Source organism: Micromonospora sp. NPDC049891, from assembly GCF_040660295.1.
In the GTDB taxonomy this organism is placed as follows: Bacteria; Actinomycetota; Actinomycetes; order Mycobacteriales; family Micromonosporaceae; genus Micromonospora.
Map to the genome: position 1 here is coordinate 17,274 of NZ_JBFAML010000034.1, position 18,676 is coordinate 35,949.

Sequence of the window (18,676 nt, forward strand, 5' to 3'; positions counted from 1 at the left end):
GTGACCAGACCGGCTCCCCTCGCCGGCGCCGGCCGGGTGGCCGGAGCGGCGGCCCTCATCGCCGTACTCACAGTGGTCAGCAGGCTGGCCGGGTTCGGGCGTACCGCCGTGTTCACCTGGGTGGTGCAGGGCAGCGACCTGGGCGCGATGTACCTGCTCGCGAACACCATCCCGAACATCATCTTCGAGATCGTCGCGGGTGGCGCGCTGGCCAGTCTGGTCGTACCGCTGCTCGCCGGTGCGGTCGCGGCGGGGGACCGGCGGGCGGTGGCGGCCACCACCGGTGCCCTGCTCACCTGGACGGTGACGCTGCTCGTGCCGTTGGCGGTGCTGGTGGCCCTGGCCGCCGGCCCGATCATCACCGCGCTCGGTGACGGTCGGTCGCCTGAGGAACTGGCCTCGGCGGCCCGGATGCTGCGGGTCTTCGCGCCGCAACTGCCGCTGTACGGCATCGGCATCGTGCTCACCGGCGTGCTCCAGGCGCACCGGCGGTTCGCCTGGCCGGTGATCGCCCCGCTGCTGTCCAGCCTCACGGTGGTCGTCGTCTACCTGGTCTTCGCCGGGGCGGCCGGCACCGGCGCGAGCGTGGCGCAGGCCGGCCGCGGCGGTGAGCTGATCCTGTCGGTCGGCACCACCCTCGGCGTGGTGGTGCTGTCACTGTCGCTGCTGATCCCGCTGCGTCGGCTGCGGCTGACGCTGCGCCCCGGGTACGCGTTCCCGGCCGACGCCCGGGCCCGGGTACGCGGGCTGGCGGTGGCCGGTGTGGTGACGGTCACCGCCCAGCAGGTGGCGCTGGCGGTGATCCTCTACCGGCTCTCCAGCGGCCGCACCGAGGCGTTCCAGGTGTTCAACCTGGCGCAGACGTTCTACCTGCTGCCCTGGGCGGTGCTGGCGGTGCCGCTGGCCACCGCCGCGTACCCGACCCTGGCCGCGTCGGCGGGCGCCGACGAGCGGACCTACCGGGACGTGCTGTCGGCGACGCTGCGTGGGGTGCTGCTGTTCAGTTTCCTCGGCGCCGCACTACTTGTCGGTGCGGCCGGACCGATCGGACGGTTCTTTCCGCTCTCCAGCGACGCGACCGCCGCCGCGATCGCCGGCTACGCTCCCGGACTGGTCGGATACGGGCTGTTCGCGGTGCTGTCGCGGGCGTTGTACGCCCGCGGCGCGACCCGGGCGGCCACCGCCACCATCACCGCCGGCTGGCTCGCGGTGCCGCTGGTGCTGCTTCCGTTGTCCGCGCTGCTGCCGGTGGCCGACCGGGTGCTGGCGGTGGCGTTGGCCAACTCGGCGGGGATGCTGCTGCTCGGTGCACTGTTGCTGGTCGCGGTCGCCCGCTCGGCCGGCCGGGAGGCGCTCGCCGGTGCCGGCCGGGCCGGCGGTGCCGGCCTGCTGGCCGGTGGCACGGCCGCCGTCGCCGCGGTGGCGGTGCTGCGGCTGCTTGACGCCGGGGGCGACCCCCCGGCGCGGTGGACGGCACTGATGCAGGGCATGCTGTCCGGAGTCCTGGTCGCTGTCGTGTTCCTCGCCCTGGTGTGGCTTGTCGACCGGCAGGACCTGCGGCCACTGCTGACTGGGCTGGGTCGACGCCTACGCCGGGCCCGGTCAGGTGACCGGAAGGAGGAGGCGTCCCGGTGAGCGCGAGGAGTGAGCTTGCGAGCCCCGCAGTCGCGAACGGAGAGTTGGTCCGGTGAGCGCGACGAGTGGGTCGGCGGCCGTTCCGGGCCGGCCGGGCACGGTGGTACTGCTGCTGGCCTCCAGCACCGGCGGGGTCGGCCAGCATGTCAGGTCGGTGGCGCGAGGGCTGGCCGCGGCCGGGCAGCCGGTGCTGGTCTGCGGGCCGGCGGCGACTCAGGACCAGTTCGACTTCGTGGCCGTCGGCGCCCGATTCCGGCCGGTGGAGATCCCGGCGAGCCCCACCCCGGCCGACGCCCGCGCGGTGAGCGTGCTGCGCCGGCTGCTCGCCACGGAGCAGGTCAGCGTGGTGCACGCGCACGGGCTGCGCGCCGGACTGGTGGCGGTGCTGGCCCGGCCGCCCGCCCCGCTCGTGGTCACCTGGCACAACGCGGTGCTGGCCGGCGGGGTGCGCGGCGCCGTGTCCCGGCTGGTGGAGCGGATCGTGGCGCGGGGCGCCCGGGTGACCCTCGGCGCTTCCGCCGACCTGGTGGCGCGGGCCGCCGCGCTGGGCGCCGGGGATGCCCGGCTCGCCCCGGTCGCCGCCCCCGAACTGTCCGCGCCGCGCCGCCGCCGGGCCGCTGTGCGCGCCGAGTTCGCTGTCGCCGCCGACCAGCCGTTGATCCTGTCGGTGGGCCGGCTGCATCCGCAGAAGCGGTACGACGTGCTGGTGGACGCCGCGGCCCGGTGGCGGGAGCGCACCCCACCGCCGGTTGTCGTGATCGCCGGCAGTGGACCGGCCTACCTGCCGCTGGCCGCCCGGATCAGCGCCGCCCGGGCACCGGTCACCCTGCTGGGGCACCGCACCGACGTGGCCGACCTGCTCACCGGCGCCGACCTCGCGGTGGTCACCAGCGACTGGGAGGCCCGTCAGCTGTTCGCGCAGGAGGCGTTGCGGGCCTGCGTACCACTTGTGGCGACCGCGGTGGGTGGTCTGCCGGACCTGGTCGGCGACGCGGCGGTGCTGGTGTCACCGGGTGACGTGGACGCGGTCGACGCGGCGGTGCGCGGCCTGCTCGACGACGAGGCCGGCCGCACCGAACTGGCGCGGCGCGGCGCGGCGCGGGCGTCGACCTGGCCGACCGAGGCGCAGACCCTCGCCCAACTGCTGGCGCTCTACGCCGAGCTGGCGCCCGGCCCGGCCGGACCGGCGACGCCGGACGCCGACGCACCGTCGACGGGACGCCGGTGATGCTGCGCCGTATCGCTCCGATCCTGCTCACCCTGGTGGTGGTGGCGCTCGGTGTCACCGCACTGGCCGCCCGCCCGCAGAACCCGCCGGCCCGCCAGAGCGCCGACTACGTGGTCCTCGTCGGAGTGGCCGGGCTGCGCTGGGACGACGTGGACGCGGAGCGTACGCCGACGCTGTGGCGGCTGGCCCGGGAAGGCTCGATCGGGTCGCTGTCGGTGCGTTCGGCGCACCGGCCCACCTGTCCGGTGGACGGCTGGTTGACCCTCGGCGCGGGTAGCTTCGCCGCCTGGCCCGGCAGCCGCAGCGCGGACGGGCAGTGCCCGCCGGTAGGTGTGACGCTGGAGCAGCCGGACGGCATCGGTGCGAACCTGCCGGACCAGGAGAGCGTCGCCCTGCACAACCAGGAGCGGCTGCCGTGGGGCACGGTGCCCGGTGCGCTGTCGGAGTCGGTGCGGTGCTCGGTGGCGGTCGGACCGGGCGCGGCGGTGGCCGCCGCCCGGCCGTTCGGCCGGGTCGACAGGTACGCGCCGACTCTGCCGGCGGACCCGGCCGGGCTGCTCGGTTCCTGTGTGCTCAGCATCGTCGATCTCGGCACGGTGGAGGGCGTCGATCCGGCGGTACGGGCAGCGTCGGCCGAAGCGGCGGACGCCCAACTGGCCCGGGTGCTCGACGGTCGTCCCCCGCGCTCACTGGTGATCGTCGCCGGGGTCTCCGACACCGAGCGGCCGTCCCGACTGCACGTGGCCGTCGCCCACGGCCCAGGTTGGGAGGAGGGCTGGCTGACCTCGCCCAGCACCGGCCGCCAGGGCTACCTGCAACTCATCGATCTGGCCCCGACCGCGCTGTCCGTCCTGGGGCGTCCGATGCCGGACCGGCCGTTCCTGGGTCGACCCGCCGAGTCCGTCGGTGGTCGGCCGGCCGATCTGTCCGCCGCGATCGCCGAGCCCGCGGACGCGGACCGGGAGGCCGCCGCCCAGCGGGAGGTGGCCGGCGGCTTCTTCACCCTGCTGGCCATCGTCCAGGTGGCACTTGCCGTGGCGGTGCTGCCGCTGCTGCGCCGGGCCCGCCGGCACGCCGGCCCGTACGGGCCGAAACCGGTGCCGCGTCCGGTGGTGGCGACGGTGGAGGTGCTGCTGGTCGCCGCCGCGCTCGCGATACCCGCGGCGCTTGTCGCCGAGGCCGCGCCGTGGTGGCGCTTCGCGCATCCGGCGGCCTCGTTCGCCGGGCTGACCGCCGTGCTGCTGGCCGCCACGACGCTGCTGGTACGGCTCGCCCCCGGGTACCGCACCACGCTGGGCCCGCTCGGCGCGGTGGCCGGGTTGACCACGTTGGCCGTCGGCCTGGACGTCGTCACCGGTGCCCGGTTGCAGCTCAACGGTGTGGTCGGCTACTCCGCGCTGGAGGGGGGCCGCTACGCCGGGCTCGGCACCGTCGGGCTCGGCGTGTTCGTCGCCGCTGCCCTGCTCAGCGCCGGCTGGCTCGCCCAGCGGGTACGCCGTGGTTGGCGGCCGACCGTCATGGTGATCGTGGGCGGGGCCGCCGTGGTGATCGTCGGCAGCCCGTACCTGGGTGCCGACTCGATCGGCGCGATCGCGCTTACCGCGGGGGTGAGCGTGGCGGCGGCGATCAGTGCGGGTGGCTGGCTGACGCTGACCCGGCTCGCCTGGGCGGCAATGGCCGGGCTGGCCGTGACTGTCGGGTTCGCCGTGGTGGATCTGGGCCGGGCTCCGGCGGAGCGGGGCAGCCTGGGCCGTTTCCTGGCCGCGCTCGGCGACGGCACCGGCGGGCTGACCGTGCAACGGTCCAGCGCCGCCAGCTTCGAGACGCTCGTCAACAGTCCGCTGACGGTGCTGGCGTTGGCCGGTGCGCTGCTGGTCTGGTTCGCGTTGCTGCAGCCCTGGGGCGGGCTCATGCGGCTGTTCGGCATCTACCCGGCCATCCGGGCGGCGATGGCGGGCACCGCCGTGGCGGCGGTGATCGGCGGTCTGCTGGGTGCCGCGGCGCTGGACGTGGCCGGGGCCGCGGCGGCCGTGGTGGTGCCGATGGCGGCCTTGTCAGCGCTGCGGGTGCTCGACCACTCGGCGGACCGGACCCGGCCGGGCGCGGAGCGTCCCGCTGACGGTGGGCCAGCCGGTGGTGGTCCGACCGATGGCGGGCCGACCGATGGCGGGCCAACCGATGGTGGGCCGGGTGACGGCGGACCGGGCGCGCGGTCGTCGGCCGAGGTCGCGACCGGGTGACCAAGCGGCGGTACCCGGGTGCGGCACCGGAGTGCCATCGGGGAGGTGTTACCGTGGAATCCCGTGGATCGCGTGATCACTTCGCTGATCGGCTCGGCGGTCTGCACGACCGCGACGGACGACACGGGAGCAGGCCTTGGCCCCTTCAGCACGGACGACCAGGCACATATTCGTCACCGGGGGCGTCGCCTCCTCGCTGGGTAAGGGGCTGACCGCCTCCAGCCTCGGCAACCTGCTCACCGCGCGGGGACTGCGCGTGGTGATGCAGAAGCTCGACCCGTACCTCAACGTCGACCCGGGCACGATGAACCCGTTCCAGCACGGTGAGGTCTTCGTGACCGAGGACGGCGCCGAGACGGACCTCGACGTCGGCCACTACGAGCGTTTCCTGGACCGGGCGCTGTCCGGCAAGGCCAACGTCACCACCGGCCAGATCTACTCCGAGGTGATCGCCAAGGAACGGCGCGGCGAGTACCTGGGCGACACGGTCCAGGTGATCCCGCACATCACCAACGAGATCAAGTCCCGGATCCTGGCCATGGCCGACCCGGACGACGACGGCCGCACCCCGGACGTGGTGATCACCGAGGTCGGTGGCACGGTCGGCGACATCGAGTCGCTGCCGTTCCTGGAGGCGATCCGTCAGGTGCGCCACGACCTGGGCCGGGACAACTGCTTCTACCTGCACGTCTCGCTGGTGCCCTACCTCGCCCCGTCGGGCGAGCTGAAGACGAAGCCCACCCAGCACTCGGTGGCCCAGCTGCGCAGCATCGGTATCCAGCCCGACGCCATCGTGTGCCGTTCCGACCGGGACATCCCGGACAAGCTCAAGCACAAGCTGTCCCTCTACTGCGACGTGGACGCCGAGGCGGTGATCGCCGCGCCGGACGCGCCGAGCATCTACGACATCCCGAAAGTGCTGCACCGGGAAGGGCTCGACGCGTACGTGGTGCGCCGGCTCGGCCTCTCCTTCCGGGACGTGGACTGGGACGGCTGGGACGACCTGCTGGAGCGGGTGCACCAGCCCCGGCACACGATCACCGTCGCCCTGGTCGGCAAGTACGTCGACCTGCCCGACGCGTACCTGTCGGTGAGTGAGGCGATCCGGGCGGCCGGCTTCGGCCACCGGGCCCGGGTGCACCTGCGTTGGGTGCCCTCCGACGACTGCGTCACGCCGGCCGGCGCGGCGGCGGCCCTGGCCGGCGTCGACGGCATCGTCATCCCCGGCGGGTTCGGCGTCCGCGGCATCGAAGGCAAGATCGGCACCGCCCGGTACGCCCGGGAGAACGGCATCCCGCTGCTCGGGCTCTGCCTGGGCCTGCAGTGCATGACCATCGAGGTGGCCCGGCATCTGGCCGGCCTGGACGGCGCCAACTCCCTGGAGTTCGACGCGGAGGCGGTGCACCCGGTCATCGCCACCATGGCCGACCAGCAGGACATCGTCGCCGGCAAGGGCGACCTGGGCGGCACGATGCGGCTGGGCGCGTACCCGGCGACGCTCACCGAGGGGTCGATCGTCGCCGAGGCGTACGGCAGCACCCAGGTCAGCGAGCGGCACCGGCACCGGTACGAGGTGAACAACGCCTACCGTGACCAGCTCGTCAAGGCGGGGCTGCACATCTCGGGCACCTCGCCGGACGGTCGGCTGGTCGAGTTCGTCGAGCTGGACCGTGACCTGCACCCGTTCTTCGTGGCCACCCAGGCGCATCCGGAACTCAAGAGCCGTCCCACCCGGCCGCACCCGCTGTTCGCCGCCTTCGTCCACGCCGCGGTGACGTACTCCCAGGCCGACCAGCTTCCGGTCGACCTGGACACCGCCTCCGCGGAGCGGGCCACCCGCAACGGCGCCGCGACGAAGGCGACCTCGGCCCCGTGAGTGAGCGGAGCGAGCGAGCCATGTGGTTCATCAGTAGTGCGGCGCCTCGCGTCGCCAGCGAGCGAAGCGAGGTGGCGGCGTGAGTGCCGTCGAGCACCGCTACGAGGTGCGCTCGCGGGAGCTGCGTTACCGCGGCCGGATCTTCGAGGTGGTGACCGAGGAGGTCACCATGCCCGGCGGTGGCACCGCGGCGCGTGACCTCGTCCGGCACGTCGGCGCGGTGGCGGTGGTGGCGCTGGACGACGCGGGTCAGGTGGTGCTGATCCGGCAGTACCGCCAGCCGGTGGGTCGGCGGTTGTGGGAGCTGCCGGCCGGCCTGACCGACGTTGCCGGGGAGGACCCGGCGGTGACGGCGGCGCGTGAGCTGGCCGAGGAGGTCGATCTCACGGCCGTCCGGCTCGACGTGCTCGTCGACGTGCACAGCTCACCCGGGTTCACCGACGAACTGATCCGGGTCTTCCTGGCGCGGGACCTCGGCGAGGTGCCGGCGGAGCAGCGGCACGACCGCCACGACGAGGAGGCCGACCTGCAGATCGTCCGGATCGACCTGGACGAGGCGGTCGGCATGGTGTTGGCCGGGGAGATCAGCAACGGACCGTGTGTGGCCGGGCTGCTCGCCGCCGCCCGCGCCCGCGACGCCGGCTGGTCGGGGCTGCGCGGGACGGACGCTCCGCTGCCTCGCTGACCGGGATACGCGACGCAGGGGCCGGGCGGTGCACCGCCCGGCCCCTGCGTGGTTCCGTGGGTCAGTCGCGCAGCGGCCGGCCCTGTGCGTCGACGCCGCCGTTCACCAGGATCAGGATGCCGTCGATGAGGCCCCAGAGGCTGCCGATACCGCAGGTCACCAGGGTGACGATCAGCTGGATGACGCCAGTCTTGGTGTCGCCCATGTAGAACCGGCCGACGCCGAAGCCGCCCAGCAGAATCTGCAGGACGCCCGCGACGACCTTGCTCTTGTCAGAAACGCCCTGGGGGTACCCGGGCTGCATTGGAGGAGTGGTCATGGGGCGTCACAATAGTGATCCACTCGTTCGCTGTCCGCACCGGTGTGCACCAGGTGGGACGATGATGGTTGAACACTGTCCTGACGGCTGATGTGACATCCACCGCCGGCCCGGGTACTCACACCTGACACATCGTCAACGGCCACGGCGAGCAGGTGTCACAGTGCAGGCTCCGGTGACCTGCGGTCACGTCCTAGACTGCCGCCGGCGGGACCGGTTGACCGGGGCGGCAATGGGGCCGCTGCGGCGCCGCGCAGTCGGGGTGAACGTGCCCCGAAGAGAGGTGTCTGCATCGTGAAGGTCGGCATCCCACGCGAGGTCAAGAACCACGAGTACCGGGTGGCGATCACGCCCGCCGGCGTCAACGAGTTCACCCGCAGCGGTCACCAGGTCTTCGTCGAGGCCGGCGCCGGGCTCGGGTCGAGCATCACCGACGAGGAGTTCGCCGCCGCCGGTGCCAAGATCCTGGAGAGCGCCGACGCGGTCTGGGACGCCGCGGACCTGGTGCTGAAGGTCAAGGAGCCGGTCGCCGAGGAGTACCACCGGATGCGCGACGGGCAGGTGCTCTTCACCTACCTGCACCTGGCCGCCTCCCGGGACTGCACCCAGGCGCTGCTCGACCGGAAGGTGACAGGCATCGCCTACGAGACCGTGGAGCTGCCGGACCGGTCGCTGCCGTTGCTCGCCCCGATGTCCGAGGTGGCCGGACGGCTCGCCCCGCAGGTCGGTGCCTTCTACCTGATGCGCACCGGCGGCGGCCGGGGGGTGCTGCCCGGCGGCGTCTCCGGTGTGTACGCGGCCAAGACCGTGGTCATCGGTGCCGGTGTCTCCGGCATGAACGCCGCGGCGATCGCCCTGGGCCTGCAGTCCGAGGTGCTGCTGCTGGACAAGAACGTCGGCCGGTTGCGGCAGGCCGACGCCATCTACCGGGGCCACCTGCAGACCGTCGCCTCCAACGCGTACGAGATCGAGCGGGCGGTGCTGGACGCGGACCTGGTCATCGGCGCGGTGCTGGTGCCGGGCGCGAAGGCGCCGAAGCTGATCTCCAACGAGCTGGTCTCCCGGATGAAGCCGGGCAGCGTGCTCGTCGACATCGCCATCGACCAGGGTGGCTGTTTCGAGGACTCGCGGCCCACCACCCACGCCGACCCGGTCTACCGGGTGCACGACTCGATCTTCTACTGCGTGGCGAACATGCCCGGCGCGGTGCCGAACACCAGCACCTACGCGCTGACGAACGTGACCCTCCCGTACGCCCTCGAACTGGCCAACCACGGCTGGCGCGAGGCCTCCCGCCGCGACCCGGCACTGGCGCTGGGCCTGAACACCCACGACGGACAGATCGTCTACGGTCCGGTCGCCGAGGCGCACGGCCTGTCCACCCTGCCGTTGGCCGAGGTGCTGGCCTGACCGACGACCGGTTGACCGCGGACGAGGCCGGCGAGGGTGACCAGCCCGCGCCGGCCCTGCGCCGTGCCGTCCGTGGCTACCTGGACCACCTCACCGTCGAACGTGGACTGGCCGCGAACACGCTCGCCTCGTACCGCCGGGACCTGGACCGTTACCTCGGTTCGCTGACCGCCGCCGGGGTGACCGACCTGTCGGCCGTCTCCACCGGTGAGATCGAACGCCACCTGGCCCGGCTGCGTGCCGGCGCCGACGGGCACCCGCCGCTGGCGGTCTCCTCGGCCGCCCGTGCCGCCAGCGCGGTACGCGGACTGCACCGGTTCGCGCTGCGCGAGGGCCTGGTCGGCGCCGACCCGAGCCGCGACGTACGGCCTCCCGCTTCGCCCCGGCGGCTGCCCCGGGCGCTGCCGGTCGACGACGTGTTCGCCCTGCTGGAGACCGCCGGACCGGTCGACGCGGCGGGGGACACCGCGCCGTTGGCGCTGCGCGACCGGGCGCTGCTGGAGTTCCTGTACGGCACCGGAGCACGGATCTCCGAGGCCGTCGGCGCCGCGGTGGACGATGTGGACCTCGACGACGGGGTGGCGGTGCTGCGCGGCAAGGGCGGCCGGACCCGCCTGGTGCCCATCGGTGGGTACGCGTTGCGGGCGCTCGGCGCGTACCTGGTGCGCGCCCGGCCAGGGCTGGCCGCCGCCGGCCGGGGCACCCCGGCGATCTTCCTCAACGCCCGGGGCGGCCCGCTGACCCGGCAGGGCGCCTGGACCATCCTGCGCCGCGCCGCCGAACGCGCCGGGCTGACCGTCGACGGTCCACGCGCCGTGTCGCCGCACACGTTGCGTCACTCGTACGCCACCCACCTGCTCGACGGCGGTGCCGACGTCCGGGTGGTGCAGGAACTGCTCGGCCACGCCTCGGTGACCACCACCCAGGTCTACACCCTGGTCACCGTCGAGCGACTGCGCGAGGTCTACGCCACCGCGCATCCCCGTGCGCTGAGCTGACCGTCGACGGCGGCTCGCCGTACCCGACCCGCCGGTGACCGACGGCGCGGCACCCGATCCCGCCGGTGCCGGCAATGTGGTGGCGGCCTGACCTGCGGGTGGCCGTTGCTGCCGGCCGACACGCCGAGCGGGTGCCGAACGCCCTGCTGGCCGGTGGCGTACAGTCGGCATGGCGCGGCCCTCGCGGCGAGTGGACCGGGGTGCGCAGCGGCACCGCGAAGGACGTCGGGCGGCTCCGACGCCGCACGGTCGTCGGGAGGGGGCAACGAGGACATGGCTGGCAACGGTGACCGTGCCGAGACGTGGACGTCGGAGCTCCGCGAGCAGCAGAACTCCCTCAGCGCCGACCTGGGTCCGGCCGACCCGGCCGCCTACACCATGCGTAAGCCCATCCCCGAGCCGATGCCCACCGACCGGCACGGGCCGGCCCGCATCATCGCGATGGCCAACCAGAAGGGCGGGGTGGGCAAGACCACCACGACCATCAACCTTGGCGCCGCGCTCGCCGAGTACGGCCGCAAGGTGCTGCTTGTCGACTTCGACCCGCAGGGCGCTCTCTCCGTCGGGCTGGGCGTCAACCCGCACAACCTGGATCTGTCGGTCTACAACCTGCTGATGCAGGACGACGTCACCGCCGAGGACGTGCTCATCAAGACCGACGTGGCCGGGCTGCACCTGCTGCCGGCCAACATCGACCTCTCCGCCGCCGAGATCCAACTGGTGAACGAGGTCGCCCGCGAGATGGCTCTGGCCCGGGTGCTCAAGAGCGTCCGCAAGGAGTACGACTACATCCTGATCGACTGCCAGCCGTCGCTCGGTCTGTTGGCGATCAACGCGTTGACCGTCGCGCACGGCGTGCTCATCCCGCTGGAGTGCGAGTTCTTCAGCCTGCGCGGCGTCGCCCTGCTGCTGGACACCATCGACAAGGTGCGCGAGCGGCTGAACTTCGACCTGGAGCTCGAGGGCATCCTCGCCACCATGTACGACAGCCGCACCACGCACTGCCGGCAGGTGCTCCAGCGGGTGGTCGAGGCGTTCGGCGACAAGGTCTACCAGACGGTGATCACCAAGACCGTGAAGTTCCCCGAGTCCACCGTCGCCGGCTCACCCATCACCACGCTCGACCCGGCCTCCTCGGGCGCCCGTAACTACCGTCAGCTGGCCCGCGAGGTGATCGCCGCGCAGGCCGAGCGGTAGGAGGCGCTGAATCGAGGTGTCCCGACCGTGGACTACCGTCGTCGACGTGAGCGCCCCGCCCCTCGACCCGACCGCCGCCGCGGATCCGCAGCCAGTGGTGGCTGATCCAGCCGCGCCGGCCTCCGGTGCCGAGCCGACCGGCAGCGTGGACCCGTCGGCGGGCGTCGGGGCGACGCAGGCAGCCGAGCCGGCCGACACCACCGGTTTCACCGTGCGGCTGGCCAACTTCACCGGCCCGTTCGACCTGCTGCTGCAACTGATCGGCAAGCACAAACTCGACGTCACCGAGGTCGCCCTGCACCAGGTGACCGACGAGTTCATCGCCTACATCCGGGCCATGGGCGACGACTGGGATCTGGACGAGGCGAGCGAGTTCCTGCTGATCGCCGCCACGCTGCTGGACCTGAAGGCGGCCCGGCTGCTGCCCGCCGCAGAGGTCGAGAACGAGGAGGATCTCGCTCTGCTGGAGGCGCGGGACCTGCTCTTCGCTCGGCTGTTGCAGTACAAGGCCTACAAGGAGGCGGCGGCGCACATCGCCGCACTGGAGGAGGTCGGCGGTCGGCGCTACCCGCGCGCCGTCTCCCTCGAACCCCGCTACGCCGAGGCGCTGCCCGACCTGGTGCTCGGCATCGGCCCGCAACGGCTGCTCAAGCTGGCGGTGCGGGCGATGACCCCGAAGCCGGTACCCGAGGTCTCCGTCGCCCATGTGCACATGGTCCGGGTCAGCGTCCGGGAACACGCCGGCATCATCGCCGAACGGCTACGCCGGGCCGGCACCGCCAGCTTCTCGCTGCTCTGCGCCGACTGCGAGGCCACCCTGGAGGTGGTCGCCCGGTTCCTCGCCCTGCTGGAGCTGTACCGGCAGGGTGTGGTGGCCTTCGTCCAGGAGCAGGCGTTGGAGGAGTTGACCGTCCGCTGGACCGGACCCGCCGACGGCGGGCCGGCGCTGGCTATCGACGAGTACGCCGGCACACCGCCCGAGACGTCCACCGAGCCGCCCTCCGGGCCGTCCACGGCGTCGTCTTCCGGGCCGGAGTCGCACCCTGGGCCGGAGTCGCCCTCTGGGTCGTCCACGGAGCTGCCTTCCGGGCCGGAGTCGCCTTCTGAGCCGGAGCCGCCTTCTGAGCCGCCGCCGGATGGCGGACCGTTGGCGGCGGACGGTGCTGGTGACTCTGTGAGCACCGGTGACGCCGATGCTGGCGGTGCGGGTGTCGGTGGTGCTGGGCTCGGCGAGGCCGGTGCCGGTGCTGGCGAGGTTGAGGCGATGGGAACGACCGAGGAGCGAGCTGGATGAGCAACGAAGAGCGGCCGGACTCCCTGGCCGACCAGGCCGCCGCCTGGATTCCACCGTGGCAGCGCCCGGCTCCCGCCCCACCAGAGGACTCCCCCCCACCCACCGATCCCGCCCCAGTTCCGCCCACCGCCACCGCCGCAGATGCGGAAGTGGACGCCGCAGATCTTGGTGCGCAGGTACCCCTCCAGGGGCGGTTTCCGTCCAAGATCGATGTGGTCGAGGAGCGCGCTGGGGGGCGGGTCGGCGATGACGGGGAGTCGGGGGAGGAGGACTCGGCAAAGGGCGTCACGGGGGAGGAGGTCTCGGGACGTGACCTGCGGGGAGATGTCACGGGGAAGGGCGTCCCGGATCTGGGACGGAAGCGGTCAGGGGCGCGGGCCCGGCCGGTACCGGAGCCGGCACCGGAACTCGACGACGCGGAGTTGCGCGGCGCGCTGGAGGCGATCCTGCTGGTGGTCGACGAACCGGTGAGTGAGCTGGTCCTCGCCCAGGTGCTGGAGCAGCCCGCCGAGCGGATCGGTCCGATGCTCGACGAGATCGCCGCCGGGTTCACCGCGGCCGGCCATGGGTTCGAGCTGCGCCGGGCGGCGGGCGGGTGGCGGCTGTACACCCGCCCGGAATACGCCACCTACGTCGAGCGGTTCGTTCTCGACGGGCAGTCGGTCCGGCTGACCCAGGCCGCGCTGGAGACCCTGGCCGTGGTGGCGTACAAGCAGCCGGTGACCCGGTCGCGCATCTCCGCCATCCGCGGTGTCAACTGTGACGGGGTGATCCGTACCCTGGTCACTCGCGGCCTGGTCGAGGAGTGCGGCACCGAGTCCGACAGCGGGGCCTACCTGTACCGGACGAGCATCATGTTCCTGGAGAAGCTCGGCCTGAACAGCCTCGACGACCTGCCGCCCCTGGCCCCTTTCCTCCCCGACGACGTAGAAGAGCTTGCCGATGCCGCGCGATGACCGCACCCCCCGCCCCGACGCCCCCGTCTACACCGGCCCGGAACGCCTGCAGAAGGTGCTCGCCGCCGCCGGTGTCGGCTCCCGGCGGGCCTGCGAGGATCTGATCTTCCGTCGGCGGGTGACGGTCAACGGGCGGGTGGCGCAGCTCGGCGACAAGGTCGACCCGACCACGGCGGTCATCCACGTCGACGGCGAGCGGCTGGCGGCCGACACCCGGCTGGTGTACCTGGCGATGAACAAGCCGCGCGGGGTGGTTTCCACGATGGCGGACGAGAAGGGGCGTACCGCCCTCGCCGACTTTCTCGGCAACCGGGTCGAGCAGCGTGTCTACCACGTCGGGCGGCTCGACGCGGACAGCGAGGGCCTGCTGCTGCTCACCAACGACGGCAACCTGGCGCACCGGCTGATGCACCCGTCCTTCGGGGTGCCGAAGACCTACCTGTGCGAGGTTTCCGGCCCGATCCCGCGCAACCTCGGCAAGCGGTTGGCGGCCGGGGTGGAGCTGGAGGACGGCCCGGTGACCGTCGACGCCTTTCGGGTGGTGGACAGTCTGGGGCGTACCGCCCAGGTCGAGCTGACCCTGCACGAAGGCCGCAAACACATCGTACGCCGACTGCTCGCGGAGGTCGGCCACCCGGTGAGCCGGCTGGTGCGTACCTCCATCGGGCCGATCCGGCTCGGCGACCTGCGTGCCGGGCGGACCCGGAGGCTGACCAACGCGGAGGTCGCCGCACTGTTCAAGGCCGTGGGTGACTGAGGCGGCAGTCGCGGGTACGGCTGAGGGTAGGCTGCCTGACGGCCCGGCCGGTGGTGCGCCACGGCACCGGGCATGATTGAACATGTGTGGTCAACCGCTTGCGGTCGTCGCTGACGGATCGTGAGGTACGGGCTGAGGAGGACGACGGTGGAGGAAAACGTGCCGGCCGGGCGCTGCGTGGTCGCTGTGGACGGGCCGTCCGGTTCGGGTAAGTCCACCGTCTCCCGGCGGCTCGCCACGAGCCTCGGCGGGCGTTACCTCGACACGGGTGCGATGTACCGGGCGATCACCTGGGCGGTGCTGCGTTCCGGCGTCGACCTGACCGACACCCAGGCGGTGGCGAAGGTCGCCGGCGAGGTGGACCTGCGCATCGGCACCGACCCCGCGGGTTACGGCGTGACGGTCGACGGGGTGAACGTCGAGACCGACATCCGTGGTCCCGAGGTGACCGCCGCCGTCTCGGCGGTGGCTGCCGTGCCGGCGGTCCGTGCGCTGCTCGTCGCCCGTCAGCGAGACATGATCACCAAGGCGGGCCGGATCGTGGTCGAGGGGCGGGACATCGGTTCCGTGGTGACGCCCGACGCCGACCTGAAGGTGTACCTGACCGCCTCGGCGGCGGCGCGTGCCGCGCGGCGCAGCGCCGAGAACGCCTCCGACGTGGCCGCCACCGCCGCCGACCTGGCCCGGCGTGACCAGCTGGACTCGACCCGCAAGGCCGACCCGCTGGCCCAGGCGCCGGACGCGGTGGTGCTCGACACCACCGAGCTGGGCATCGACGAGGTCGTGGCGCGGCTACGGGCACTCCTGGTCGAACGGTCAGTGGCGTGAGTGACGACGACGGCTGGGTCGAGCTGCGTGAGCCGGACCTGGAGACCGAGGAACAGACCGGTCCGCAGCCGGTGGTGGCCGTGGTCGGCCGACCCAACGTGGGCAAGTCCACCCTGGTGAACCGCATCATCGGCCGCCGCCAGGCGGTCGTGGAGGACGTGCCGGGGGTGACCCGCGACCGGGTGCCCTACGACGCGCAGTGGTCCGGGCGGGCGTTCACCGTGGTGGACACCGGCGGCTGGGAACCGGACGCGAAGGACCGTGCCGCGGCGATCGCGGCGCAGGCCGAAACCGCGGTGGTGACCGCCGACGTGGTGGTCTTCGTGGTCGACGCGACGGTGGGCTCCACCGACGTCGACGAGGCGGCGGTGAAGATGCTGCGCCGCAGCGCCAAGCCGGTGATCCTGGTGGCCAACAAGGCCGACAACGCCAGCGTCGAGCTGGAGGCCACCTCGCTGTGGTCACTGGGTCTCGGCGAACCGCACCCGGTGTCGGCACTGCACGGCCGCGGCTCCGGTGACCTGCTCGACGCCATCCTGGCGGCGCTGCCGGAGGCACCGAAGGTGGCGGAGTACCGCCCCCGGGGTCCGCGTCGGGTGGCGTTGGTGGGACGGCCGAACGTCGGCAAGTCCAGCCTGCTGAACCGTTTCTCCGGCGAGGAACGGGCAGTCGTCGACGCGGTTGCCGGGACCACCGTCGACCCGGTTGACAGCCTGGTCACCATCGGTGGTGACACCTGGCACCTGGTGGACACGGCCGGGTTGCGCAAGCGGGTCGGCAGGGCCAGCGGCACCGAGTACTACGCCAGCCTGCGTACCGCCTCGGCGATCGAGGCGGCCGAGGTGGCGGTGGTGCTGCTCGACTCCAGCGAGCCGATCAGCGAGCAGGACCAGCGGATCCTGTCCATGGTCACCGAGTCCGGCCGGGCGCTGGTGATCGCCTTCAACAAGTGGGACCTGGTCGATGGCGACCGTCGGTACTACCTGGACAAGGAGATCGAACGGGAACTGCGCCGTATCCCGTGGGCGATCCGGCTGAACCTGTCGGCGAAGACCGGCCGGGCGGTCGACAAGCTCGCCGCCGCTCTGCACCGGGCGCTGGACAGCTGGGAGACCCGGATCCCCACCGCACAGCTCAACGCGTGGCTCACCGCCCTGGTCCAGGCCACCCCGCACCCGGTCCGCGGGGGACGGGCGCCCCGGATCCTGTTCGCCACCCAGGCGGGGGTGGCCCCGCCACGCTTCGTGCTCTTCACCACAGGTCCGCTGGACGCTGGCTACCAGCGCTTCGTCGAGCGCAAGCTCCGCGAGGAGTTCGGCTTCGAGGGCAGCCCGATCGAGATTTCGGTACGCCCACGTAAGAAGCTCGGCCCCGGCGGCCGCGGCAAGGCGCACGGCTGATCCGGTCTCTCAAGGGCTCGGGTGGACACTTCATGACCACCCGAGCCCTACCCTTTCCACCCATCTTCCTAGGACGCTCTAGCGGTGGTGACGTGCGTGACGGGTGCGCGGGGCAGGGGTGGGGGCTGTGCGACGGAAGGGAGTAGCTGCGCTAAGCTGTACCGGCTGTCGCGGGCAATGCCCGACGGTGGCATCGGGACGTGGCGCAGCTTGGTAGCGCACTTGACTGGGGGTCAAGGGGTCGTCGGTTCGAATCCGGCCGTCCCGACAAAGAAAAAGCCCTGACCTGCGGAAACGCGGTCAGGGCTTTGACTTTCTTCGATGGAGATTTGAACCGCCCCCCGAAAACCCCCCGTTTACCGGGTGCGGCAACCAAGTTCGTCATCGACCCGCATCGTTGTGCAGGGCTGGTGAGTGCGGTCGGTTTGGGTTGGCGGCGAGGCGTTCCAGTACGTCGGAGACGTCGGGGGCTTGGATGGGCTTGGCGATGTAGTAGGTGGCGGTGACCTCTTCGCTGGAGTGGCCGAGTTGTGCGGCGGCGCTCTTGGTGTCGGCTTCCTCCTTGATCAGGGTGGCCACGGTCTTGCGGAAGCTGTGCGGGGTGACCCAGTCGAGGTCGGTGTCGGCGCGGGCCTGGCGCCACTGACGGCGGACATTGTTGGGGGAGAGCCAGGTACCGCGCCGGGAGGCGAAGATCGCGTCGTGCGGGTTGTCCGCGGCGCCGACGTTGCGGGCCATGAGCATGCCGACGGCGAATCGGGGCAGGACGAGCATCCGGTAGCCGGCGTCGCTCTTGGTCCAGGGCAGCCGGAAGATGCCCTGGCCTTTGACGTAGACCAGCGTGCCGCAGATGGTCAGGGTGGGACGCGCGGCGGCGAGGTCGAGGTCTTCCCAGCGTAGGGCGAGGATTTCGCCGATGCGGGCGCCGGTGGCGAGCATGAGGTCGACGACGTCGGCCAGGTCGCCGGTGTGCCGAGGCCCGGGTTTGCCGGGGACCGGTTGCTGCCAGTCACGGATCGCCGCCCGGACAGCGTGGAGATGCTCGCCGCTGAGGACGACGACGGTGCGGCGGGGTTTACGGAGCCGGCCGGTGTCGCGTACGGGGTTGCTCGGGATCGCGCCGTGCCGCACGGCGAGGGCGAACATCTGGCCCAGGACTACCTTCACGCCTTTGGCCGCGGAAGGCCGGTCCTTGGCAATCTCGCGGAGCAGCCGGTCGAGACGCCCGACGCTGGCCTCTCGGATACGCAGGTTGCCCAGGGCGGGCAGGATCGTGGTGCGCAGGCTGGCTTGGTAGCGGTGGATGGTCTGGACTGCGATGCGTTCCTCGGCGGTGATCTCCTCGATCCACAGTTCGGCGAGGGCGTTGATGGGGGTCTCGCGGCTGATCTCGTCGTCGTTGGGGGTGCTGCGGTCGCGGATCTTGACCTTCAGCGCCCGGACGGCGGCGGGGGCGGTGGTGTCGGTGACTTCGATGTCGCGGGTGATGCCGTCGTAGTCACGGAAGCGGACCCTGGCCCGGAATCGGCCAGGGCCCAGCTTCTCGGTCCGGATCTTGCCGGCGGTGCCGATGGGCAGTTCAGGACGGGCCACAGGTCACCGGTCCGTGTCGGTGTGTTCGTCGAGCCACCGTTCGACCTCGCTGCGCCGGTAGCGCAGGGTGTTGCCGACGCGGATGGCGCGTGGTACTGCTGCTGCGGGCCGGGAGACCACCGCCCACCGAGTATGGCCCACGTCGGCCCGGATGGAAGGCTGCTCATGTGTCGCCTGCGGTCCGGGAGACCGCGGCGCGTTCGAGCACCCGGTAGACGGTCGGACGCGACACCTCGAACAGCTCCGCAAGCTTGGTCACG

Annotated in this window: 15 protein-coding genes, 1 tRNA gene and 2 pseudogenes; 14 read left to right on the top strand and 4 right to left on the bottom strand. The window is 72.3% G+C overall.

Annotated features, from left to right (window positions below):
• The 5 genes and pseudogenes from AB0I71_RS28620 (at window position 1) to AB0I71_RS28640 (ending at window position 7,664) form a co-directional block, all read left to right on the top strand.
• On the top strand, window positions 1-1,635 hold the full coding sequence (locus AB0I71_RS28620) for a lipid II flippase MurJ (RefSeq protein WP_357589892.1): 1,635 nt from the start codon (window positions 1-3) through the stop codon (window positions 1,633-1,635).
• A 52-nt stretch (window positions 1,636-1,687) separates the two neighbouring features.
• Window positions 1,688-2,863: a glycosyltransferase family 4 protein gene (locus AB0I71_RS28625; protein WP_357589828.1), complete on the top strand. Its 1,176-nt coding sequence runs from the start codon at window positions 1,688-1,690 to the stop codon at window positions 2,861-2,863.
• Window positions 2,863-5,067: pseudogene (locus AB0I71_RS28630) on the top strand (hypothetical protein); the annotation flags it as partial. The gene AB0I71_RS28625 and the pseudogene AB0I71_RS28630, both read left to right, overlap by 1 nt.
• Window positions 5,068-5,239: 172 nt before the next feature.
• Window positions 5,240-6,979, top strand: coding sequence for a CTP synthase (locus AB0I71_RS28635; protein ID WP_357589830.1), 1,740 nt, complete (start codon window positions 5,240-5,242; stop codon window positions 6,977-6,979).
• A gap of 79 nt (window positions 6,980-7,058) precedes the next feature.
• On the top strand, window positions 7,059-7,664 hold the full coding sequence (locus tag AB0I71_RS28640) for an NUDIX hydrolase (RefSeq protein ID WP_357589832.1): 606 nt from the start codon (window positions 7,059-7,061) through the stop codon (window positions 7,662-7,664).
• A 61-nt stretch (window positions 7,665-7,725) separates the two neighbouring features.
• Here the strand turns inward: AB0I71_RS28640 and AB0I71_RS28645 are convergent, their stop codons facing one another.
• Complete coding sequence (locus tag AB0I71_RS28645) at window positions 7,726-7,983, bottom strand: TM2 domain-containing protein (RefSeq protein WP_357589834.1); 258 nt, start codon at window positions 7,981-7,983, stop codon at window positions 7,726-7,728.
• Window positions 7,984-8,277: 294 nt separating this feature from the next.
• On the opposite strand from AB0I71_RS28645, the gene ald reads away from it, so the two are divergent.
• The 9 genes from ald (at window position 8,278) to AB0I71_RS28690 (ending at window position 17,091) form a co-directional block, all read left to right on the top strand.
• A complete protein-coding gene (ald, locus tag AB0I71_RS28650) occupies window positions 8,278-9,393 on the top strand; it encodes an alanine dehydrogenase (RefSeq protein WP_357589836.1) in 1,116 nt (371 codons plus the stop codon).
• Window positions 9,394-9,404: 11 nt separating this feature from the next.
• Window positions 9,405-10,391 (top strand): site-specific tyrosine recombinase XerD, encoded by a 987-nt coding sequence (locus tag AB0I71_RS28655; RefSeq protein WP_357589839.1) that lies wholly within the window; start codon window positions 9,405-9,407, stop codon window positions 10,389-10,391.
• 273 nt (window positions 10,392-10,664) lie between these two features.
• A complete protein-coding gene (locus AB0I71_RS28660; RefSeq protein ID WP_099851725.1) occupies window positions 10,665-11,588 on the top strand; it encodes a ParA family protein in 924 nt (307 codons plus the stop codon).
• 145 nt (window positions 11,589-11,733) lie between these two features.
• A complete protein-coding gene (locus AB0I71_RS28665; protein ID WP_357589894.1) occupies window positions 11,734-12,882 on the top strand; it encodes a ScpA family protein in 1,149 nt (382 codons plus the stop codon).
• Window positions 12,879-13,838: an SMC-Scp complex subunit ScpB gene (gene scpB, locus AB0I71_RS28670; protein WP_357589841.1), complete on the top strand. Its 960-nt coding sequence runs from the start codon at window positions 12,879-12,881 to the stop codon at window positions 13,836-13,838. Before AB0I71_RS28665 ends, scpB begins: the two co-directional genes overlap by 4 nt.
• On the top strand, window positions 13,825-14,595 hold the full coding sequence (locus AB0I71_RS28675; protein ID WP_357589843.1) for a pseudouridine synthase: 771 nt from the start codon (window positions 13,825-13,827) through the stop codon (window positions 14,593-14,595). Before scpB ends, AB0I71_RS28675 begins: the two co-directional genes overlap by 14 nt.
• Before the next feature lie 147 nt (window positions 14,596-14,742).
• On the top strand, window positions 14,743-15,423 hold the full coding sequence (gene cmk / locus AB0I71_RS28680) for a (d)CMP kinase (protein ID WP_357589845.1): 681 nt from the start codon (window positions 14,743-14,745) through the stop codon (window positions 15,421-15,423).
• Window positions 15,420-16,823, top strand: coding sequence for a ribosome biogenesis GTPase Der (gene der, locus AB0I71_RS28685; RefSeq protein WP_357589847.1), 1,404 nt, complete (start codon window positions 15,420-15,422; stop codon window positions 16,821-16,823). The genes cmk and der overlap by 4 nt, the downstream gene beginning before the upstream one ends.
• 194 nt (window positions 16,824-17,017) lie before the next feature.
• Window positions 17,018-17,091, top strand: a tRNA-Pro gene (locus AB0I71_RS28690).
• 113 nt (window positions 17,092-17,204) lie between these two features.
• On the opposite strand, the gene AB0I71_RS28695 is transcribed toward AB0I71_RS28690, so the two are convergent.
• From AB0I71_RS28695 to AB0I71_RS28705, 3 genes and pseudogenes are all read right to left on the bottom strand, one after another.
• Entirely contained in the window at window positions 17,205-18,416 is a 1,212-nt protein-coding gene (locus tag AB0I71_RS28695) for a tyrosine-type recombinase/integrase (RefSeq protein WP_357589849.1), read from the bottom strand.
• A gap of 3 nt (window positions 18,417-18,419) precedes the next feature.
• A pseudogene (locus AB0I71_RS28700) lies at window positions 18,420-18,509 on the bottom strand (DNA-binding protein); the annotation flags it as partial.
• Between the two features lie 70 nt (window positions 18,510-18,579).
• A complete protein-coding gene (locus tag AB0I71_RS28705; RefSeq protein ID WP_357589851.1) occupies window positions 18,580-18,675 on the bottom strand; it encodes a hypothetical protein in 96 nt (31 codons plus the stop codon).
• Between the last annotated feature and the right edge of the window lies 1 nt (window position 18,676).

What these genes read in the sequence shown, in the direction of transcription:
- AB0I71_RS28675 (WP_357589843.1), top strand. Translation starts at nt 13,825, where the DNA reads ATGCCGCGCGATGACCGCACCCCCCGCCCCGACGCCCCCGTCTACACC.
- AB0I71_RS28645 (WP_357589834.1), bottom strand. Translation starts at nt 7,983, where the DNA reads ATGACCACTCCTCCAATGCAGCCCGGGTACCCCCAGGGCGTTTCTGAC.
- scpB (WP_357589841.1), top strand. Translation starts at nt 12,879, where the DNA reads ATGAGCAACGAAGAGCGGCCGGACTCCCTGGCCGACCAGGCCGCCGCC.
- AB0I71_RS28660 (WP_099851725.1), top strand. Translation starts at nt 10,665, where the DNA reads ATGGCTGGCAACGGTGACCGTGCCGAGACGTGGACGTCGGAGCTCCGC.